This window comes from Microvirga sp. KLBC 81 (assembly GCF_003075415.1).
Lineage (GTDB): Bacteria > Pseudomonadota > Alphaproteobacteria > Rhizobiales > Beijerinckiaceae > Microvirga.
Genome location: NZ_QDAH01000029.1, coordinates 38,831 through 52,688 on the forward strand (window position 1 = coordinate 38,831; position 13,858 = coordinate 52,688).

Sequence of the window (13,858 nt, forward strand, 5' to 3'; positions counted from 1 at the left end):
CTCAAGGTTCAAGACGACAATCAAAGGCGGCTGGACAATGAAATCAGCCCTGTCGTCGTCGCTGAATCCGGATGATGGTCATGGGCGGGGCATTTCCTTCTATGGTCCTGGCCATAGCGCGTCGTGCGGAAAGGTGGACCCGGTTTTCCGCATCGGACGATGCGCTACTCACAGAGAATGAGCATCGGATCGATCCCAAAAGTGCAAGTCCACTTTTGGGATCGATGCTCTATCAGCGTCGGGCACGCCACGCAAACCCTACTCTCTTACCAAGTGGTGGAGGGAGGCTGCCCTTCGAGGATTTCGGCAAGGCGCTGGCGGGTTGCCGCCGTCGTGCCCTCTGGCAATTGATCGAGCGGGAAGAACCCAGCCTCAGCGATCTCCCGGTCAGGCTTCTTTTCTTCCAGGACGCTGAAGTTCCGGATCACATAGACCAGCACGTGGTCGCGCCGCGAGCTCCGATGGTTGAAGAAAACACCTGCCAGGACCGGCGGCTTGTCGATGGAGATGCAGGCTTCCTCGCGCAGCTCGCGGGTCAGTGCATCGAGCGCCGCCTCCCCCGTTTCCACGCCACCACCGGGAAGGTGCCAGCCCGGCACGTAGGTATGCCGGATGAGAAAGACCCGGTTCTGCCCGTCGAGCACCACGGCACGGACGCCCAGGGTCATGCCTCGGGAAAAGCGCCAATAGGTATGCAACCCCCAGGTCACGAAGCGGGCAGCTTTGCTCTTTGGCGTTGAGTCAGACATTTGCTGAATAGATCATGGGAAGATTACAGGAAAATGAACGGAGACATTCATCCCATGCATAGCTGATCCATGGGAATAGCGCGTGACCTACACCCTACTAAGGTCTAACACAGGGCCAGCCAAAGGTGTTCCAATGTTTCTGACCCTGATCCTGTCCCGTATCAACCGTACCGCCCGCTTCTCCTGGTCCCCGGCCCTCAACCTTGAGGACCGTTCGATCTACTCGACCCTGATCCCGGGCGCCCAGTACTAAGGCTTTGAACTTCCGACATCCAAGCTCCGAGTGGCTTGGATGTCGGCCACGCCCTCCCCCAGACCGAGCCTCTTTGAGGGGCCATAAGGTCAGTATCTGAACTGATTGAGTGCGAAGTCTTTTCGCTCGCCACCGTCAGCGAAGGGAAGGCTCGCGAATGACCGGCATTTCGCGGACTGCCTTCGCGCCGACTTTCCCTCTTCCCCAAAGATCTTCGAAGGTATGGCCGAGGACGGGCCGCGATTCCCTGCGGCTGCACGGTTCCATAATGGCAGCGATCGCTCCGGTGCTTCTCGCCGGTATCTTCATCGGCAACGCTTGACGGCGCACGTGGGGCGGGCGAACTCTCGTCCGTTCACCTGTCCTAGGCCATCATGTTTCGCATTGCCCATCTCACGGACCCTCATGTGGGGCCCCTCCCCCGGCCCCGCTTGAAGCAACTGCTGAGCAAGCGCCTGACCGGCTGGTACAACTGGCATCGCAGCCGTCAGGACCTGCACGACATGGAGCTGCTGGCCGAACTCGTCGCCGACATTCACGCGCAGAAGCCAGACCACATCACCTGCACGGGCGACACCTGCAATATCGGCCTTCCTGATGAATGGGAGACATCGCGCATATTCATGCAGAGCCTCGGCGATCCGTCGCGTGTCACGTTCGTGCCGGGCAATCACGATGCCTATGTGCGCGGCTCGCTCGAAGGCTTGCTGAAGAGGATCGCTCCGTGGACGCGCGGTGACGATGGACGCGAGGCTGTGTTTCCCTATCTTCGTCGGTATGGGAAGATAGCCATGATCGGCCTGTCCTCTGCCATTCCTACGCTTCCCTTCGTGGCCACCGGGCGTGTGGGGTCGAAGCAAACGAAGGATACGGAGGCAATGCTGGCTGAGTTGGGGAAAGATCCCTTCTGCTTCCGCATCGTCCTCATTCACCATCCGCCCCACGTCGGCGGGGCCGAAGCTGGACGTAATCTGACCGACGCCAAGCGTTTCGAGGGCATGATCAGGCGTGTCGGCGCAGAGCTCATTCTTCACGGACATAATCACGTGGGCTCGCTCGCTCACATTGACGGGCCGCGCGGGCCTGTTCCGATTGTCGGAGCCCCTTCCGCTTCCGCGCGTGGAGGAACGCTCACGCACAAGGCGGGCTATCACCTCTTCACGATCGATCGCGATGAAACGGGCTTCCTGCTCACGGCCGAGCTGCGAGGGTTGAAGCCTGACGGTACGGTCGGGGGCATGGGGATGCTGTCCCTTGCCCGCATCAGACAATCCGAGGCCCGTCCATGAACGCACCGTTCCAGCAAGCTCGCAGAAGGTGAAGGATTTTGCGGCCAAGCTCGGCTTGGACGTTCAAGTGCGTGAGATGCCGCAGGCGACCTGCACGGCCGAGGAATCTGCTCACGCTTCAAGCCTAGCAGAGATCCAGGACTTGAGTGTGAACGACACGTATTTCCTTTTCTGGAACCGCTCAGATCGCTCCTCGTTGAAGGGGTGCAGCAGCCACCCATGAACTTAGCAAGCCTGGCGGGCTTCGCGCGGTGTCCTGCGCTCCCAGACACAGGAGTTACCTCATGAAGAAGCATGTTGTTCCCGTAGCCCTGCTTGCATCCATTTCCGCACCGGCTTTTGCGCAGACGGTCATGGATAGCCAGAGTTATCGCATGATGGCGGCCCAATCCGATGCATTCGAGATTGCCTCGAGCCAGCTCGCCCTCCAGCGATCGCGCAACCCCACCGTGCGCCGCTTCGCTCAGGAAATGATCCAGGCACATGCTCAGACCAGCCAGGCTCTGAATGGCGGTCGCCCCGTCTACACGGCTTCCGGTGAATTCATCGCCGGCTCGCTCGGCGGCACGCTGGCCGGTGCTGGCATCGGCGCTCTGATCGGCGGCCCTGTCGGCGCGGCTGTGGGCGCTGGCGTCGGCGCAGCGGCAGGCACCACTGCAGGCGCGGCAGCCGAAGTGCAGTCCACGGGATCGATCACGCCGGTCCGCATTGGCGTTCCGCTCAGCCCCGAAAAGACGGCCATGCTGAACCAGCTCGCCTCCACCTCCGGCGCGCAGTTCGACCGTCTCTACGGTCAGTATCAGCGCATGGGTCATCAGGAAGCGCTGGCCCTGCACGCCAACTACGCTCAGGCAGGCGGCGATCCTTCCCTGCGCCAGTTCGCGGCTTCCGTGGTGCCGCATATCGAGCAGCACATGGCAGACACGCGTCGTCTTCCCGGCGGCTCAGTGAGCCGTCGCCGCTAAGGCATCGATCCCACAAGTGGAGTCCACTTTTGGGATCGAGGCTCACTGTCTGTGAGTAGCGCATCGTTCTTTGCGGAAAGCCGGATCCACTATTCCGCACGATGCGCCAAGCGACCTTACAGTTTTGAAGATGTGGCGGCGGGTCCTATGGGCCCGCCGTTTTCATGCGCCTTGAAGAAAACGCTCGACTTCAGCGCGGTGAGGCATGGGCGCGACGGCACCCTTGCCCAAGGTCGACAAGGCGGCAGCCGCATTGGCGTAAGCCGCTGCGCGGAACGGGTCGCGATGCAGGAGCCACTCAGCGAGGAACGCTCCGTCGAATGTGTCGCCTGCACCTGTCGCGTCGACAGCCTCGACAGGCTTTGCCGCGATCACCTCCCGCTGCTCTTTTGTAGCCACCATCGTGCCGTTCTTGCCCATGGTCAGTGCAACTACGCCACAGCCGAGATTGAGGTAGAACGCACAGATCTCTTCAGGACTTTCCAGCCCTGTGAGCTGGCGCGCGTCGTCCAGACCGGGCAGAAGAATGTCGGACATGGCAGCCGCGCCATGAATGATCGCCCGGGCGCGCTCCAGCGGCCAGAGCTTCAGACGAAGGTTGGTGTCATAGCTCACGACCGTTCCGTTTGCCTTCGCATGGTTGATCGCGGCGAACACCGCATCGGTGCAGCTTTCCGAGATGGCCTGCGTGATGCCCGATGCGTGCAGGATGCGCGCGGACGCAATCTGGATCAGCGGCAGCTCATCAACAGTGATCAGGCTTGCCGCTGATCCTGCACGGGCATAAGAGAACACGTGCCCGTCCACGCCGTAGCTGATGAAGTATGCTCCCGTTCGCCCATCCTTGCGTGAAATGACGGATGAGGAATCGATGCCTTCGCGGCGCCAGAGATCGAGAAAATCCTGCCCGAAGAAATCGCGCCCCAGTGCGGTGAAGATCGCCGCTTTCGCGCCCTGGCGCGCTGCGGCAACGGCGGCGTTGGAAACGTCGCCACCAAAGCCTGGAAGATAGAGGCGCTCACCATCGCGCTGCACCTCCGCGAATTCCATCAGCGGCTCGCCGAAGGCGAGCAGGTCGATGCTCTTCATGGGCCTTATCCTACCTTGGGAAACGCCGCCGGGAGGTCGTCTCCAACCGCCACGACCTTGCCGGGATTGAGGATGTTCTGCGGATCGAGTGCGCGCTTGAGGCTGTGCATGAGGTCGATCGCCACCGCATCCTTGTAGTGAACCAGCTCATCGCGCTTGATGAGGCCGATGCCGTGCTCGGCGGAGATCGAACCGTTCATGCTGTGCACGATATCGTGCACGATGCGGTTGAAGCGCTCCCATCCGCTAAGATACTCGGCCTTATCCATGCCCACCGGCTGCGACAGATTGAAGTGAATGTTGCCGTCACCGAAATGGCCGAACGCGCATACACGCACACCCGGCATCTCCGCCTCGCAGGCCCTGGTCGCCACATCGATGAACTCGGCCACACGTGAGACGGGCACAGCCACATCGTGCTTGATCGACCCGCCTTCCATGCGCTGGACCTCGGAGAGATGCTCGCGCAGCCCCCAGAGCGCCTGGCTCTGCGCCTCGCTGGAACCCAGCACCGCATCCTGCACCAAGCCTTCCTCGAAGGCTTCGCCGAGAACGGCTTCGAGCTGGCTTTGCAGGTCCGCATCCTTCTGCGGTGACGACAGCTCGATCAATGCATAGGAATTGTGCTTCTCGGCAAGCGGTCGCACCGAACCCGGCATGTGCTTGAGAACGATCTCGATCCCGAACTCAGGCATGTACTCGAATGCCGTGAGCTGGTCGCCTGCCGCCTCGCGCAGACGCTGGAACACTTTGAGCGCATCGTAAGGCGAGGCGCAACCGATGAACGCGGTGACGCGTGCATGCGGTTTGGGAAAGAGCTTCAGTACGGCTGCCGTGATGACGCCGAGCGTGCCCTCAGACCCGATGAAGAGATCTTTCAGGTCGTAGCCCGTGTTGTCCTTGCGAAGACCCTTCAAACCATCCCAGACACGCCCATCGGCCAGCACCACTTCGAGGCCGAGCGTCAGGTCGCGCATGTTGCCGTAGCGTAGAACGGCGGTGCCGCCGGCATTGGTGGCTAGATTGCCGCCGATGCGGCACGAGCCTTCCGAGGCCAAGGACAGTGGGAAGAGGTAACCAGCGTCGCTCGCTGCATCCTGCACGGTCTTGAGAATGCAGCCGGCCTCGACTGTCATCGTAGCATTCACCGGATCGATCTCACGGATTCGGTCGAGACGGGTGAGCGACAGCACGACGCCACCATAAGGAACGCCGCCGCCGACGAGACCCGTATTGCCGCCTTGCGGCACCACAGGCACGCTGGCCTTTGCGCATTCCTGCAGGACGAATGCAACTTCGTCACGATCCTTAGGCCGCACCACGGCCAGAGCCTCGCCCCGATAAAGCCCGCGCGACTCGGTGAGGTGGCTGTCGATATCGCTTGCCGCCGTCAGCACATAGGCCTCTCCGAGCCGTGCCGTCAGGGTTTCAATGAGAGCCGTACCAGTGCTGCCGTTTGCGGTCATTGTCGTTCCTCATGTGGAGCCTCCGTTCATGACGTCTTGTGGTGCGGACTGCAAGGTGTAGGAAGGAGAAAGACGCCCCCCGCCCATTCACTGGAAAGCTCTCGCGAACCATCATGGCCTACGTCATCCCCACTCCCCCGGTTGCAGCCCTCCCGATCGCAGGCTCGGGCGATCTTTTTCCCGTGCGGCGCGTCTACTGCGTGGGCCGCAACTACGCCGCCCATGCCCGTGAGATGGGGGGCGACCCGACCCGCGAGCCGCCGTTCTTCTTCATGAAACCGGCCGATGCCCTGCAGGTCGTGCCGGAGGGTCAGGCGGTTGATCATCGCTATCCGCCCAAGACACAGAACTATCATTTCGAGGTGGAGCTGGTGGTCGTCCTCGCCAAGGGTGGCCGGGACATCCCGGTTTCGGAAGCGCTGGACCATGTCTTCGGCTATGCCGTCGGCCTCGACATGACCCGCCGCGACCTTCAGGACGAGGCCAAGCAGCTGCGCCGACCCTGGGAGCTCGGCAAGGCGGGGGATTTCTCGGGCCCCGTCGGTCCGATCCATCCCGCCACAGAAGTCGGGCATCCGGCCAAGGGCGCCATCTCTCTCACGGTCGACGGTACCGTAAAGCAGAAGGCCGATCTCTCGGACATGGTCTGGTCCGTTGCCGAGCAGATTGCTTACCTTTCCTCGTATTTCGAGCTCGCGCCGGGCGACGTGATCTTCGCCGGAACGCCGGAAGGCGTAGGGGCTGTGACGCAAGGACAAACCATGGTCGGGGCGATCGAAGGCCTCGGCGAGATCCGTTTGCGGGTTGTGTAAGGGGCTCTGAGGGCCCCTTGCCTTTTTCTTAAGATTGGCCGTTACTGCGTCACGGCGCGACCCGAGAAGGCCGCGAGCAAGATAGGCTCAAGGTGTATCTGAGCCCATAAAGTAAGGGAACGACTATGAAATTCGTTAAGACTGTCGGCCTCGCCGTCCTCGGCACCGCTCTCGCGATCGGCGGAGCGTCGGCCCAGCAGAAGACCGTCAAGATCGCCACCGAGGGCGCTTACGCTCCGTGGAACTTCACGGGCGCGGGCGGCAAGCTGGAAGGCTTCGAGATCGACCTCGCCAACGATCTTTGCGCGCGGATGAAGGTGAAGTGCGAGATCGTGGCTCAGGACTGGGACGGCATCATCCCGGCGCTTCAGGCCAAGAAGTACGATGCCATCATGGCCGGCATGAGCATCACCGACGAGCGCAAGAAGACCATCGACTTCACTGGCCCCTACGCGGCTGGCCCGAACGGCTTCCTGGTGCCCAAGTCCTCGCCGCTCGCCAAGATGCCGGGCACGGGCCAGGCCTTCAATCTCAGCACTCAGCAGGAAGCCGCCGAGAAGGCCATCGACGCCGTGAAGCCGCTCGTGAAGGGCAAGACGATCGGCGTCCAGGGCTCGACCATTCACGCGAACTTCGCCGACAAGTACTACAAGGGCACGGCTGAGATCCGCGAGTACAAGACCACCGAGGCCCACGATCTCGACCTCGCTGCCGGCCGCATTGATGCGGTTCTTGCCGACTCCACGGCAATCATCGGCACCCTCGAAAAGCCCGAGTTCAAGGATTACGCTCTCGTCGGCCCGTCCATCACCGGCGGCCTGCTCGGTGAGGGCGTCGGCGTCGGCCTGCGCAAGGAAGACCAGGAGCTGAAGAAGGCCTTCAATGAGGCCATCCAGGCAGCTGTCAAGGACGGCACCGTGAAGAAGCTGTCCGAGAAGTGGTTCAAGATCGACATCTCCCCGAAGGCCTAACGTTTCTGCCTTCACAGATCCAGGGCGCGGCTTCGGCCGCGCCTTTTTTTGTATGAAAACGGATCGAATGCGACCGAAAACGCCAGTCTAGCTCGTTTATTCGGCATGATTAGGCCTTGCGCCGGCTTGGCTTTTGGCTGTTACCTTTGGGGGCCGAATAATGAGCTGCAGCAGCCATTTGGGCAAAAAGGATCAGTCAAAGCTGACCAGAGGAACGATGATGAAACTGTTCAAGGTACTGGGTCTGACCCTGCTGGCCTCCACTCTCGCTATGGGCGGAGCATCTGCGCAGGAAAGGACCGTCAAGATCGCCACCGAGGGCGCTTACGCTCCGTGGAACTTCACGGGCGCGGGCGGCAAGCTGGAAGGCTTCGAGATCGACCTCGCCAACGATCTTTGCGCGCGGATGAAGGTGAAGTGCGAGATCGTGGCTCAGGACTGGGACGGCATCATCCCGGCGCTTCAGGCCAAGAAGTACGATGCCATCATGGCCGGCATGAACATCACAGAAAAGCGCCTGGAGACCATCAACTTCTCGCGCGCCTATGCCTCCGGCCCCCATGGCTGGGGCGTCATGAAGGGCTCCCCTCTCGAGAAGCTCGCAGGCACTGGCCAGCGCCTGAGTCTCGATAAGGAGCCCGAGGCTGCCAAGAAGATGATCGAGGAGTGGAAGCCGCTCCTGAAGGGCAAGACAGTGGGCACGCAGGGTTCCACCGTCAACGCCCAGTTCCTCGAGAAGTACCTTAAGGACACGGTCACGATCCGCGAATACAAGACCACCGAGCAGCATGACCTCGACCTGTCTGCCGGCCGCCTCGACGCGATCTTCGCGGCCCACTCCTCCCTGAAGGCCTCGACCGAAAAGCCGGAATTCAAGGACATGCAGATCGCAGGTGGCGCCGTCAGCGGCGATGTGCTGGGCCGCGGCGTGGCGGTCGGCCTGCGCAAGGAAGACGCCGAGCTCAAGGCCATGTTCGACAAGGCCATCCAGGCTGCCATCGATGATGGAACCGTTCAAAAGCTCACGCAGAAGTGGTTCAAGATCGACATGACGCCGCAAACCTGACAAGAGAGCGGCAAACACGTCTCCCCAGCCCAGCCCTGCTCGCCTGGGGAGCGGATACCGGCAAAGCCGGATGTGAGAGGAAACGGCCTGTCTTCCGCTTTAAGGGACGGGCACAGTCAAGAAAGTTAAAGCGTGCAACACCTGAGCTATTTCGAACTCGTCGGGTTCGGCCCCAACGGATGGGGATGGGCTCTTCTGACCGCGACAGGAATGACGATCGCCGTCGCCATCTGCGGCTTCCTCGCAGGTTCCGTCGTCGGAACCTTCGTGGCCTGGGGCAAGATCGGCGGCAATGCACCGGTCCGCTGGCTGGCAGATGGCTACACTACCGTCCTGCGCGGCATTCCCGATCTACTGGTTATCTATCTCTTCTATTTCGGCGGCAGCGCAGCGCTCGGCGCCATCGGCAGCCTCTTCGGCGCCGAGGGCTTCATCGGCGTCCCGGCCTTCGCCACAGGCGCCATGGCTATCGGCATCGTCTCCGGTGCCTATCAGGCCGAGGTGTTCCGCGGTGCTTTCCAAGTGGTCAGCCGCGGCGAGCTGGAGGCTGCCCGCTCGGTCGGCATGCACCGGTGGCTCATGTTCCGCCGGATCATCGCACCGCAGGTCCTGCGCTATGCCATTCCCGGCCTCGGCAATACATGGCAGCTGGTGCTGAAGGAATCCGCGCTGATCTCGGTCACCGGCCTCGTCGAGCTTCTGCGCCAGTCGCAGGTCGCCGCGGGCTCCACGCGCCGTCCGTTCGACTTCTACATCACGGCGGCGGTTCTCTATCTCGTCATCACCTGGGTTTCGACCTATCTGTTCCAGCGTGCGGAGACCTATTCGCTGCGCGGCATGCGGAGGGCTTCCTGATGGATTTCGCCTTCATGCAGGAAGCATTCCTGCGTCTCATCGCCGGCGTTCCACTCACCCTCAACCTCGCCTTCACTGCGATTGCGTTCGGCGCCGTCTTCGCCATGCTGCTCGCACTCATGCGCATGTCGAGTATCAAGCTGCTCGACTGGCCGGCGCAGGCTTATGTGTTCGTGTTCCGCGGCACGCCGCTGCTCGTGCAGATCTTCCTGATCTATTACGGCCTCGGACAGTTCCGCCCTACGCTGGATGCACTGGGCTTGTGGGGCTTCTTCCGCGAGCCATATTGGTGCGCGGTTCTCGCACTCACCATGAACACGGCAGCCTACGGCAGCGAGATCATTCGCGGCGGATTGCAAGCGGTTCCGCATCATCAGGTCGAAGCCGCGCGCGCCTGCGGCATGTCGGGTTTCCTGCTCTTCCGCCGGATCACCTTCCCCATCGCCGTGCGGCAGGCACTGCCTGCTTATGGCAGCGAGATTATTCTGATGGTGAAGGCAACGTCCCTGGCCTCCGTCATCACCATGATGGAAGTCACGGGCCTTGCGGCCAAAATGATTTCGCAGACCTTCCGCGCTGTGGAAGTGTTCATCGTCGCGGGTGCGATATACCTCGTTCTGAACTTCATCATCACACGCATCATCATGGCGGTCGAATGGTGGCTCTCGCCTCATCTGCGACGCCCGCCGGCCATTGAGCCGCGCCTGGAGGCCGCGCATGTCTAACGGAGTTTCGTCCTTGTCTTCCCAGACTGTTCCTGCTGTTTCGATCACGAACCTGCGCAAGAATTTCGGAGCTCTCGAAGTTCTCAAGGGCGTGTCGCTGAAGGCCAATGAAGGCGATGTGATCTCGATCCTCGGCGCCTCCGGCTCCGGCAAGTCGACGATGCTCCGCTGCATCAACATGCTCGAAGTGCCCGATGGCGGCGATGTCACCATCGGTGGCGAGACGATCAAGCTTAAAGCTGGTCGCAAGGGCATGGTCCCGGCGGATCAGCGTCAGGTGGACCGCATCCGCTCGCGCGTCGCCATGGTGTTCCAGAGCTTCAACCTCTGGTCCCACATGACGATCCTGGAGAACGTGATCGAAGCACCCGTGCATGTGCAGAAGCGCCCCAAGGCCGAGTGCATCGCGGAAGCCGAGGAACTGCTGGCGAAAGTCGGCATCGCCGACAAGCGCAATCAGTACCCCTCTCACCTCTCCGGCGGCCAGCAGCAGCGCGCGGCCATTGCCCGCGCGCTTGCCATGCGCCCGGACGTGATGCTGTTCGACGAGCCGACTTCCGCGCTCGATCCCGAACTCGTCGGCGAGGTGCTGCGCGTCATGCGCTCGCTCGCAGAGGAAGGCCGCACCATGCTGGTGGTCACGCACGAGATGGGCTTCGCCCGCGACGTGTCGAACCGCGTGGTCTTCCTTCACAAGGGCCTCGTGGAAGAGGAAGGTCCGCCGGCTGAGGTATTCGGCGCTCCGAAATCAGAGCGCTTCAAGCAATTCATCTCAAGCCATCGATAAAACAAAAGCGCGGCTCAAGAGCCGCGCTTCTCATTTGAGCTTCGCACCAGCTTAGCGTTCGCCGATACGGACCGCTGTACCGTCGATCTCCTTCGGACCCCGCTTGGGAGTGCCGAGGTGATCCTGGATGATCCGCAGGTTGCGTTCATTGGATTTGTAGAACACGTCGAACACGTCGCCGGCCAGTGGAATGGCGCCAATGGCCGTATCCACGGCCACGTTCGCCACCATGCGGGCGATCTTCCAGCGCGGCAGGCCGAGCTGGCGCGCCTCCCAAATGATGTAGCTCGCCAAGGCAGCTGAAAGGGCATCGCCGACGCCCGGCACGAGACCCAGGACGGCATCGAGACCGATGCGGCGGTTCAGGCCCGGGATGACGAAGGCGCTGTCCATCAGCTTCGCCACGAGCGTGATGCGCGCAAGGGAATCCTCCCGACTTGGGCCGGCAGCTTTGATGGCTTCAAACAGGTCACTACGGACAGCGGGCATTCCAGTCTCCAATTGCCGATGTTACGGCTCGCAACATGATATGCGTATCGTCAATAGAGCCCGCAAGACCTCGAAAGATGCAACATATAACATTAAGTATAAAATTTATTTGTAACATATAACATCAAGTATAAAAATTTCTCGAGGCTAAAACCCTTATAAAATAAGCATTCTGCGCACCGATAATCCTTTTGGATATATGATTTTCTCAACGTCACACTTGCCTAAACTAAGCAGCAACATAGGTATTTGCCCCTAAGCGGTAAACGCAACTGCCAGTTTACTGGCCAATAAATATTACTGCCGTTGGGAGGACCATCCACGCGGCGTTCCCTTGTGTGGGGGCTCAGAACGGGGAGATCCCGATGAGCACCGAATTGAAAGTTCGTCGCGCACCTTGGCTCGCCTTCGTGACCAGCGCTTGTCTCGTGGGCCTATCGCCGAACCTGGCCAATGCCCAAAGCCCATACCCTCAGCCAACCGGGATCGTGATCCCGATTTCCATTTCCAATCCTGATCCTTCGCCCGCAGCAGATCCTCTTCCCAAAACTCCTCCCAAAATCAAAGCTCTTCCTAAGGCCCTGCTCAAAGCTCTTCCCAAAGTCGAATACAGCAGCCTGCCCGCCGACGACCGGATCACCGATCCAGCCACGACCGCCAACCTGCCGAATGCCAGCACGTTCAGCAATCGAACCCTGTCCGGATTCGCCTCGCTGGTGTCGCAGGGCACCATCACGCTACGCGCCAGCGCCCCAACGAATTGCCTGCCTGGCAGCCTGCGGGAAGTCGTGGCGGATGTCGCGAGCAAGTTCGGCCCTGTCAGCGTCGAGTCCACGCACCGCAGCACGAGCCGCAACTGGCGTGCAGGCGGCGCGCGTCATTCGCTTCATCTCTCATGCCGCGCCATCGATTTCAGGGTGAGAACCCGCACCCGCGGCGTGATGGCCTACTTGAGCTCACGCCCGGAAGTCGGCGGCATCAAGATGTATCGCAACGGTGTCATCCATATCGACAACGGCACACGCCGCTCCTGGTAGCCCTCCCCTTCCAAAGCAGGCGAGACGGAAGCTGATGCAGACCTGCATTCAGAATGCCGCTCTCGCCTGCTTTTGTAGGGCTGGAACCTCGCGTGGAAGTGTAAGACACTCGAGATATGTTCGAGAACTTCACGCATCGCCGGATTGAAACATCCGAAGCCGTCATCAATCTCCGCCATGGCGGCAACGGCCCACCTGTCCTGCTGCTTCATGGGCACCCGCAGACCCATGTGATGTGGCACCGGGTTGCTCCGCGCCTTGCTGAGGATTTCACGGTCGTCTGCGCGGATTTACGCGGCTATGGCGACAGCTCAAAGCCTTCGGCTGCACCGGATCATGAGCCCTACTCCAAGCGCGCCATGGCCCGCGACATGGTCGAGGTGATGCACGCTTTCGGCTTCGAGCGCTTTGCTGTTGTGGGCCATGATCGCGGCGGACGCTGTGCCTATCGCATGGCGCTCGATCATCCCAGCCGGATCGCGGCCCTCTCCGTTCTCGACATTCTGCCAACCTATGAGCATTTCAAGCGCACAGACATGGCTTTTGCCATGGGCTACTGGCACTGGTTTTTTCTCGCGCAGCCGCATCCCATTCCCGAAACGCTGATCTCTGCCGATCCCGACACGTTCTATTTACGTCGGGGGCGCACAATGTTTGATGCGGAGGCTCTGGCAGAATACCGGCGCTGCTACACCAACCCGGAAACCATCAATGCCATGTGCGAGGATTACCGCGCCGCTGCGACCATCGACATGCAGCTGGACGAAGCCGACCAGCAGGCTGGACGACGCATTGCCTGCCCGGTGCAAGCGCTGTGGGGGTTAAGGAATGGGTTGGAGCGCTGGTACGATGTGCTGGCGGTCTGGCGCGATTGGGCGGATCATGTGGAAGGTCATGGCATCGAGTGCGGCCATTATCTTGCCGAAGAGGCACCCGAAGAAACATTGGCCGCTCTCGAGCCATTCCTTACAAAAGCGTTCGCAACTTCAGATGCGCCCGACGCGCAGCGACAAGGAAAACCGGATCATGCGCCGACGCTGCGGCTCGTTCCAAAGACTTAAGAGATCACGCCGGAACTGCTCGAACGGTTCACGCCCCTGCGCCTTCTCAAGCCCGCGCGCCGCTGACCACGTATCGCTATAACCGAGCGAGCCGGAGGCCTGCCAACGGCACCTTGATCGCCAGCGGCGGCGCAGCCCGCTCCTCAAAGGGAAAGTCGAAGGAGCGGTAGCCATTCTCGACATGGCCACGCTCCGGTGGCCAATAGGGTCCGACCACCTCTTGTAGAAATGCTGGACCACCGGG

At 61.1% G+C, this 13,858-nt stretch carries 14 protein-coding genes; 10 read left to right on the top strand and 4 right to left on the bottom strand.

Annotation, left to right across the window (positions count from 1 at the left end; all coding sequences use genetic code 11):
- Positions 1-266 precede the first annotated feature (266 nt).
- On the bottom strand, positions 267-749 hold the full coding sequence (locus DC522_RS17795) for an NUDIX domain-containing protein (RefSeq protein ID WP_116530015.1): 483 nt from the start codon (positions 747-749) through the stop codon (positions 267-269).
- Positions 750-1,376: 627 nt separating this feature from the next.
- On the opposite strand from DC522_RS17795, the gene DC522_RS17800 reads away from it, so the two are divergent.
- A complete protein-coding gene (locus DC522_RS17800; protein ID WP_116530016.1) occupies positions 1,377-2,291 on the top strand; it encodes a metallophosphoesterase in 915 nt (304 codons plus the stop codon).
- A 284-nt stretch (positions 2,292-2,575) separates the two neighbouring features.
- Positions 2,576-3,256: a DUF4142 domain-containing protein gene (locus DC522_RS17810; protein ID WP_116530018.1), complete on the top strand. Its 681-nt coding sequence runs from the start codon at positions 2,576-2,578 to the stop codon at positions 3,254-3,256.
- 162 nt (positions 3,257-3,418) lie between these two features.
- Here DC522_RS17810 and DC522_RS17815 read toward each other — a convergent pair whose 3' ends face one another.
- Positions 3,419-4,345, bottom strand: coding sequence for a sugar kinase (locus DC522_RS17815; protein WP_116530019.1), 927 nt, complete (start codon positions 4,343-4,345; stop codon positions 3,419-3,421).
- Positions 4,346-4,350: 5 nt separating this feature from the next.
- Positions 4,351-5,811 carry an FAD-binding oxidoreductase gene (locus tag DC522_RS17820; protein WP_116530020.1) on the bottom strand — a complete coding sequence of 487 codons (1,461 nt, stop codon included), beginning with the start codon at positions 5,809-5,811 and terminating at the stop codon, positions 4,351-4,353.
- A gap of 113 nt (positions 5,812-5,924) precedes the next feature.
- Between DC522_RS17820 and DC522_RS17825 the strand changes: the two genes are divergently transcribed.
- The 6 genes from DC522_RS17825 (at position 5,925) to DC522_RS17850 (ending at position 11,027) form a co-directional block, all read left to right on the top strand.
- Positions 5,925-6,623, top strand: a complete 699-nt coding sequence (locus tag DC522_RS17825) for a fumarylacetoacetate hydrolase family protein (protein WP_116530021.1) — start codon at positions 5,925-5,927, stop codon at positions 6,621-6,623.
- Between the two features lie 125 nt (positions 6,624-6,748).
- Positions 6,749-7,594: a lysine/arginine/ornithine ABC transporter substrate-binding protein gene (locus DC522_RS17830; protein ID WP_116530022.1), complete on the top strand. Its 846-nt coding sequence runs from the start codon at positions 6,749-6,751 to the stop codon at positions 7,592-7,594.
- A gap of 220 nt (positions 7,595-7,814) precedes the next feature.
- On the top strand, positions 7,815-8,660 hold the full coding sequence (locus tag DC522_RS17835) for a lysine/arginine/ornithine ABC transporter substrate-binding protein (protein ID WP_116530045.1): 846 nt from the start codon (positions 7,815-7,817) through the stop codon (positions 8,658-8,660).
- Positions 8,661-8,792: 132 nt separating this feature from the next.
- Positions 8,793-9,515: an ABC transporter permease gene (locus DC522_RS17840; RefSeq protein ID WP_116530023.1), complete on the top strand. Its 723-nt coding sequence runs from the start codon at positions 8,793-8,795 to the stop codon at positions 9,513-9,515.
- Positions 9,515-10,240: an ABC transporter permease gene (locus tag DC522_RS17845; protein ID WP_116530024.1), complete on the top strand. Its 726-nt coding sequence runs from the start codon at positions 9,515-9,517 to the stop codon at positions 10,238-10,240. Before DC522_RS17840 ends, DC522_RS17845 begins: the two co-directional genes overlap by 1 nt.
- Positions 10,233-11,027: an ABC transporter ATP-binding protein gene (locus DC522_RS17850; protein ID WP_116530025.1), complete on the top strand. Its 795-nt coding sequence runs from the start codon at positions 10,233-10,235 to the stop codon at positions 11,025-11,027. Before DC522_RS17845 ends, DC522_RS17850 begins: the two co-directional genes overlap by 8 nt.
- Positions 11,028-11,078: 51 nt before the next feature.
- On the opposite strand, the gene DC522_RS17855 is transcribed toward DC522_RS17850, so the two are convergent.
- Entirely contained in the window at positions 11,079-11,516 is a 438-nt protein-coding gene (locus DC522_RS17855; protein WP_116530026.1) for a DUF4112 domain-containing protein, read from the bottom strand.
- Between the two features lie 365 nt (positions 11,517-11,881).
- On the opposite strand from DC522_RS17855, the gene DC522_RS17860 reads away from it, so the two are divergent.
- Positions 11,882-12,553 (top strand): D-Ala-D-Ala carboxypeptidase family metallohydrolase, encoded by a 672-nt coding sequence (locus DC522_RS17860; protein ID WP_116530027.1) that lies wholly within the window; start codon positions 11,882-11,884, stop codon positions 12,551-12,553.
- A 116-nt stretch (positions 12,554-12,669) separates the two neighbouring features.
- Positions 12,670-13,614 (top strand): alpha/beta fold hydrolase, encoded by a 945-nt coding sequence (locus DC522_RS17865; protein WP_116530028.1) that lies wholly within the window; start codon positions 12,670-12,672, stop codon positions 13,612-13,614.
- Positions 13,615-13,858: the final 244 nt, after the last annotated feature.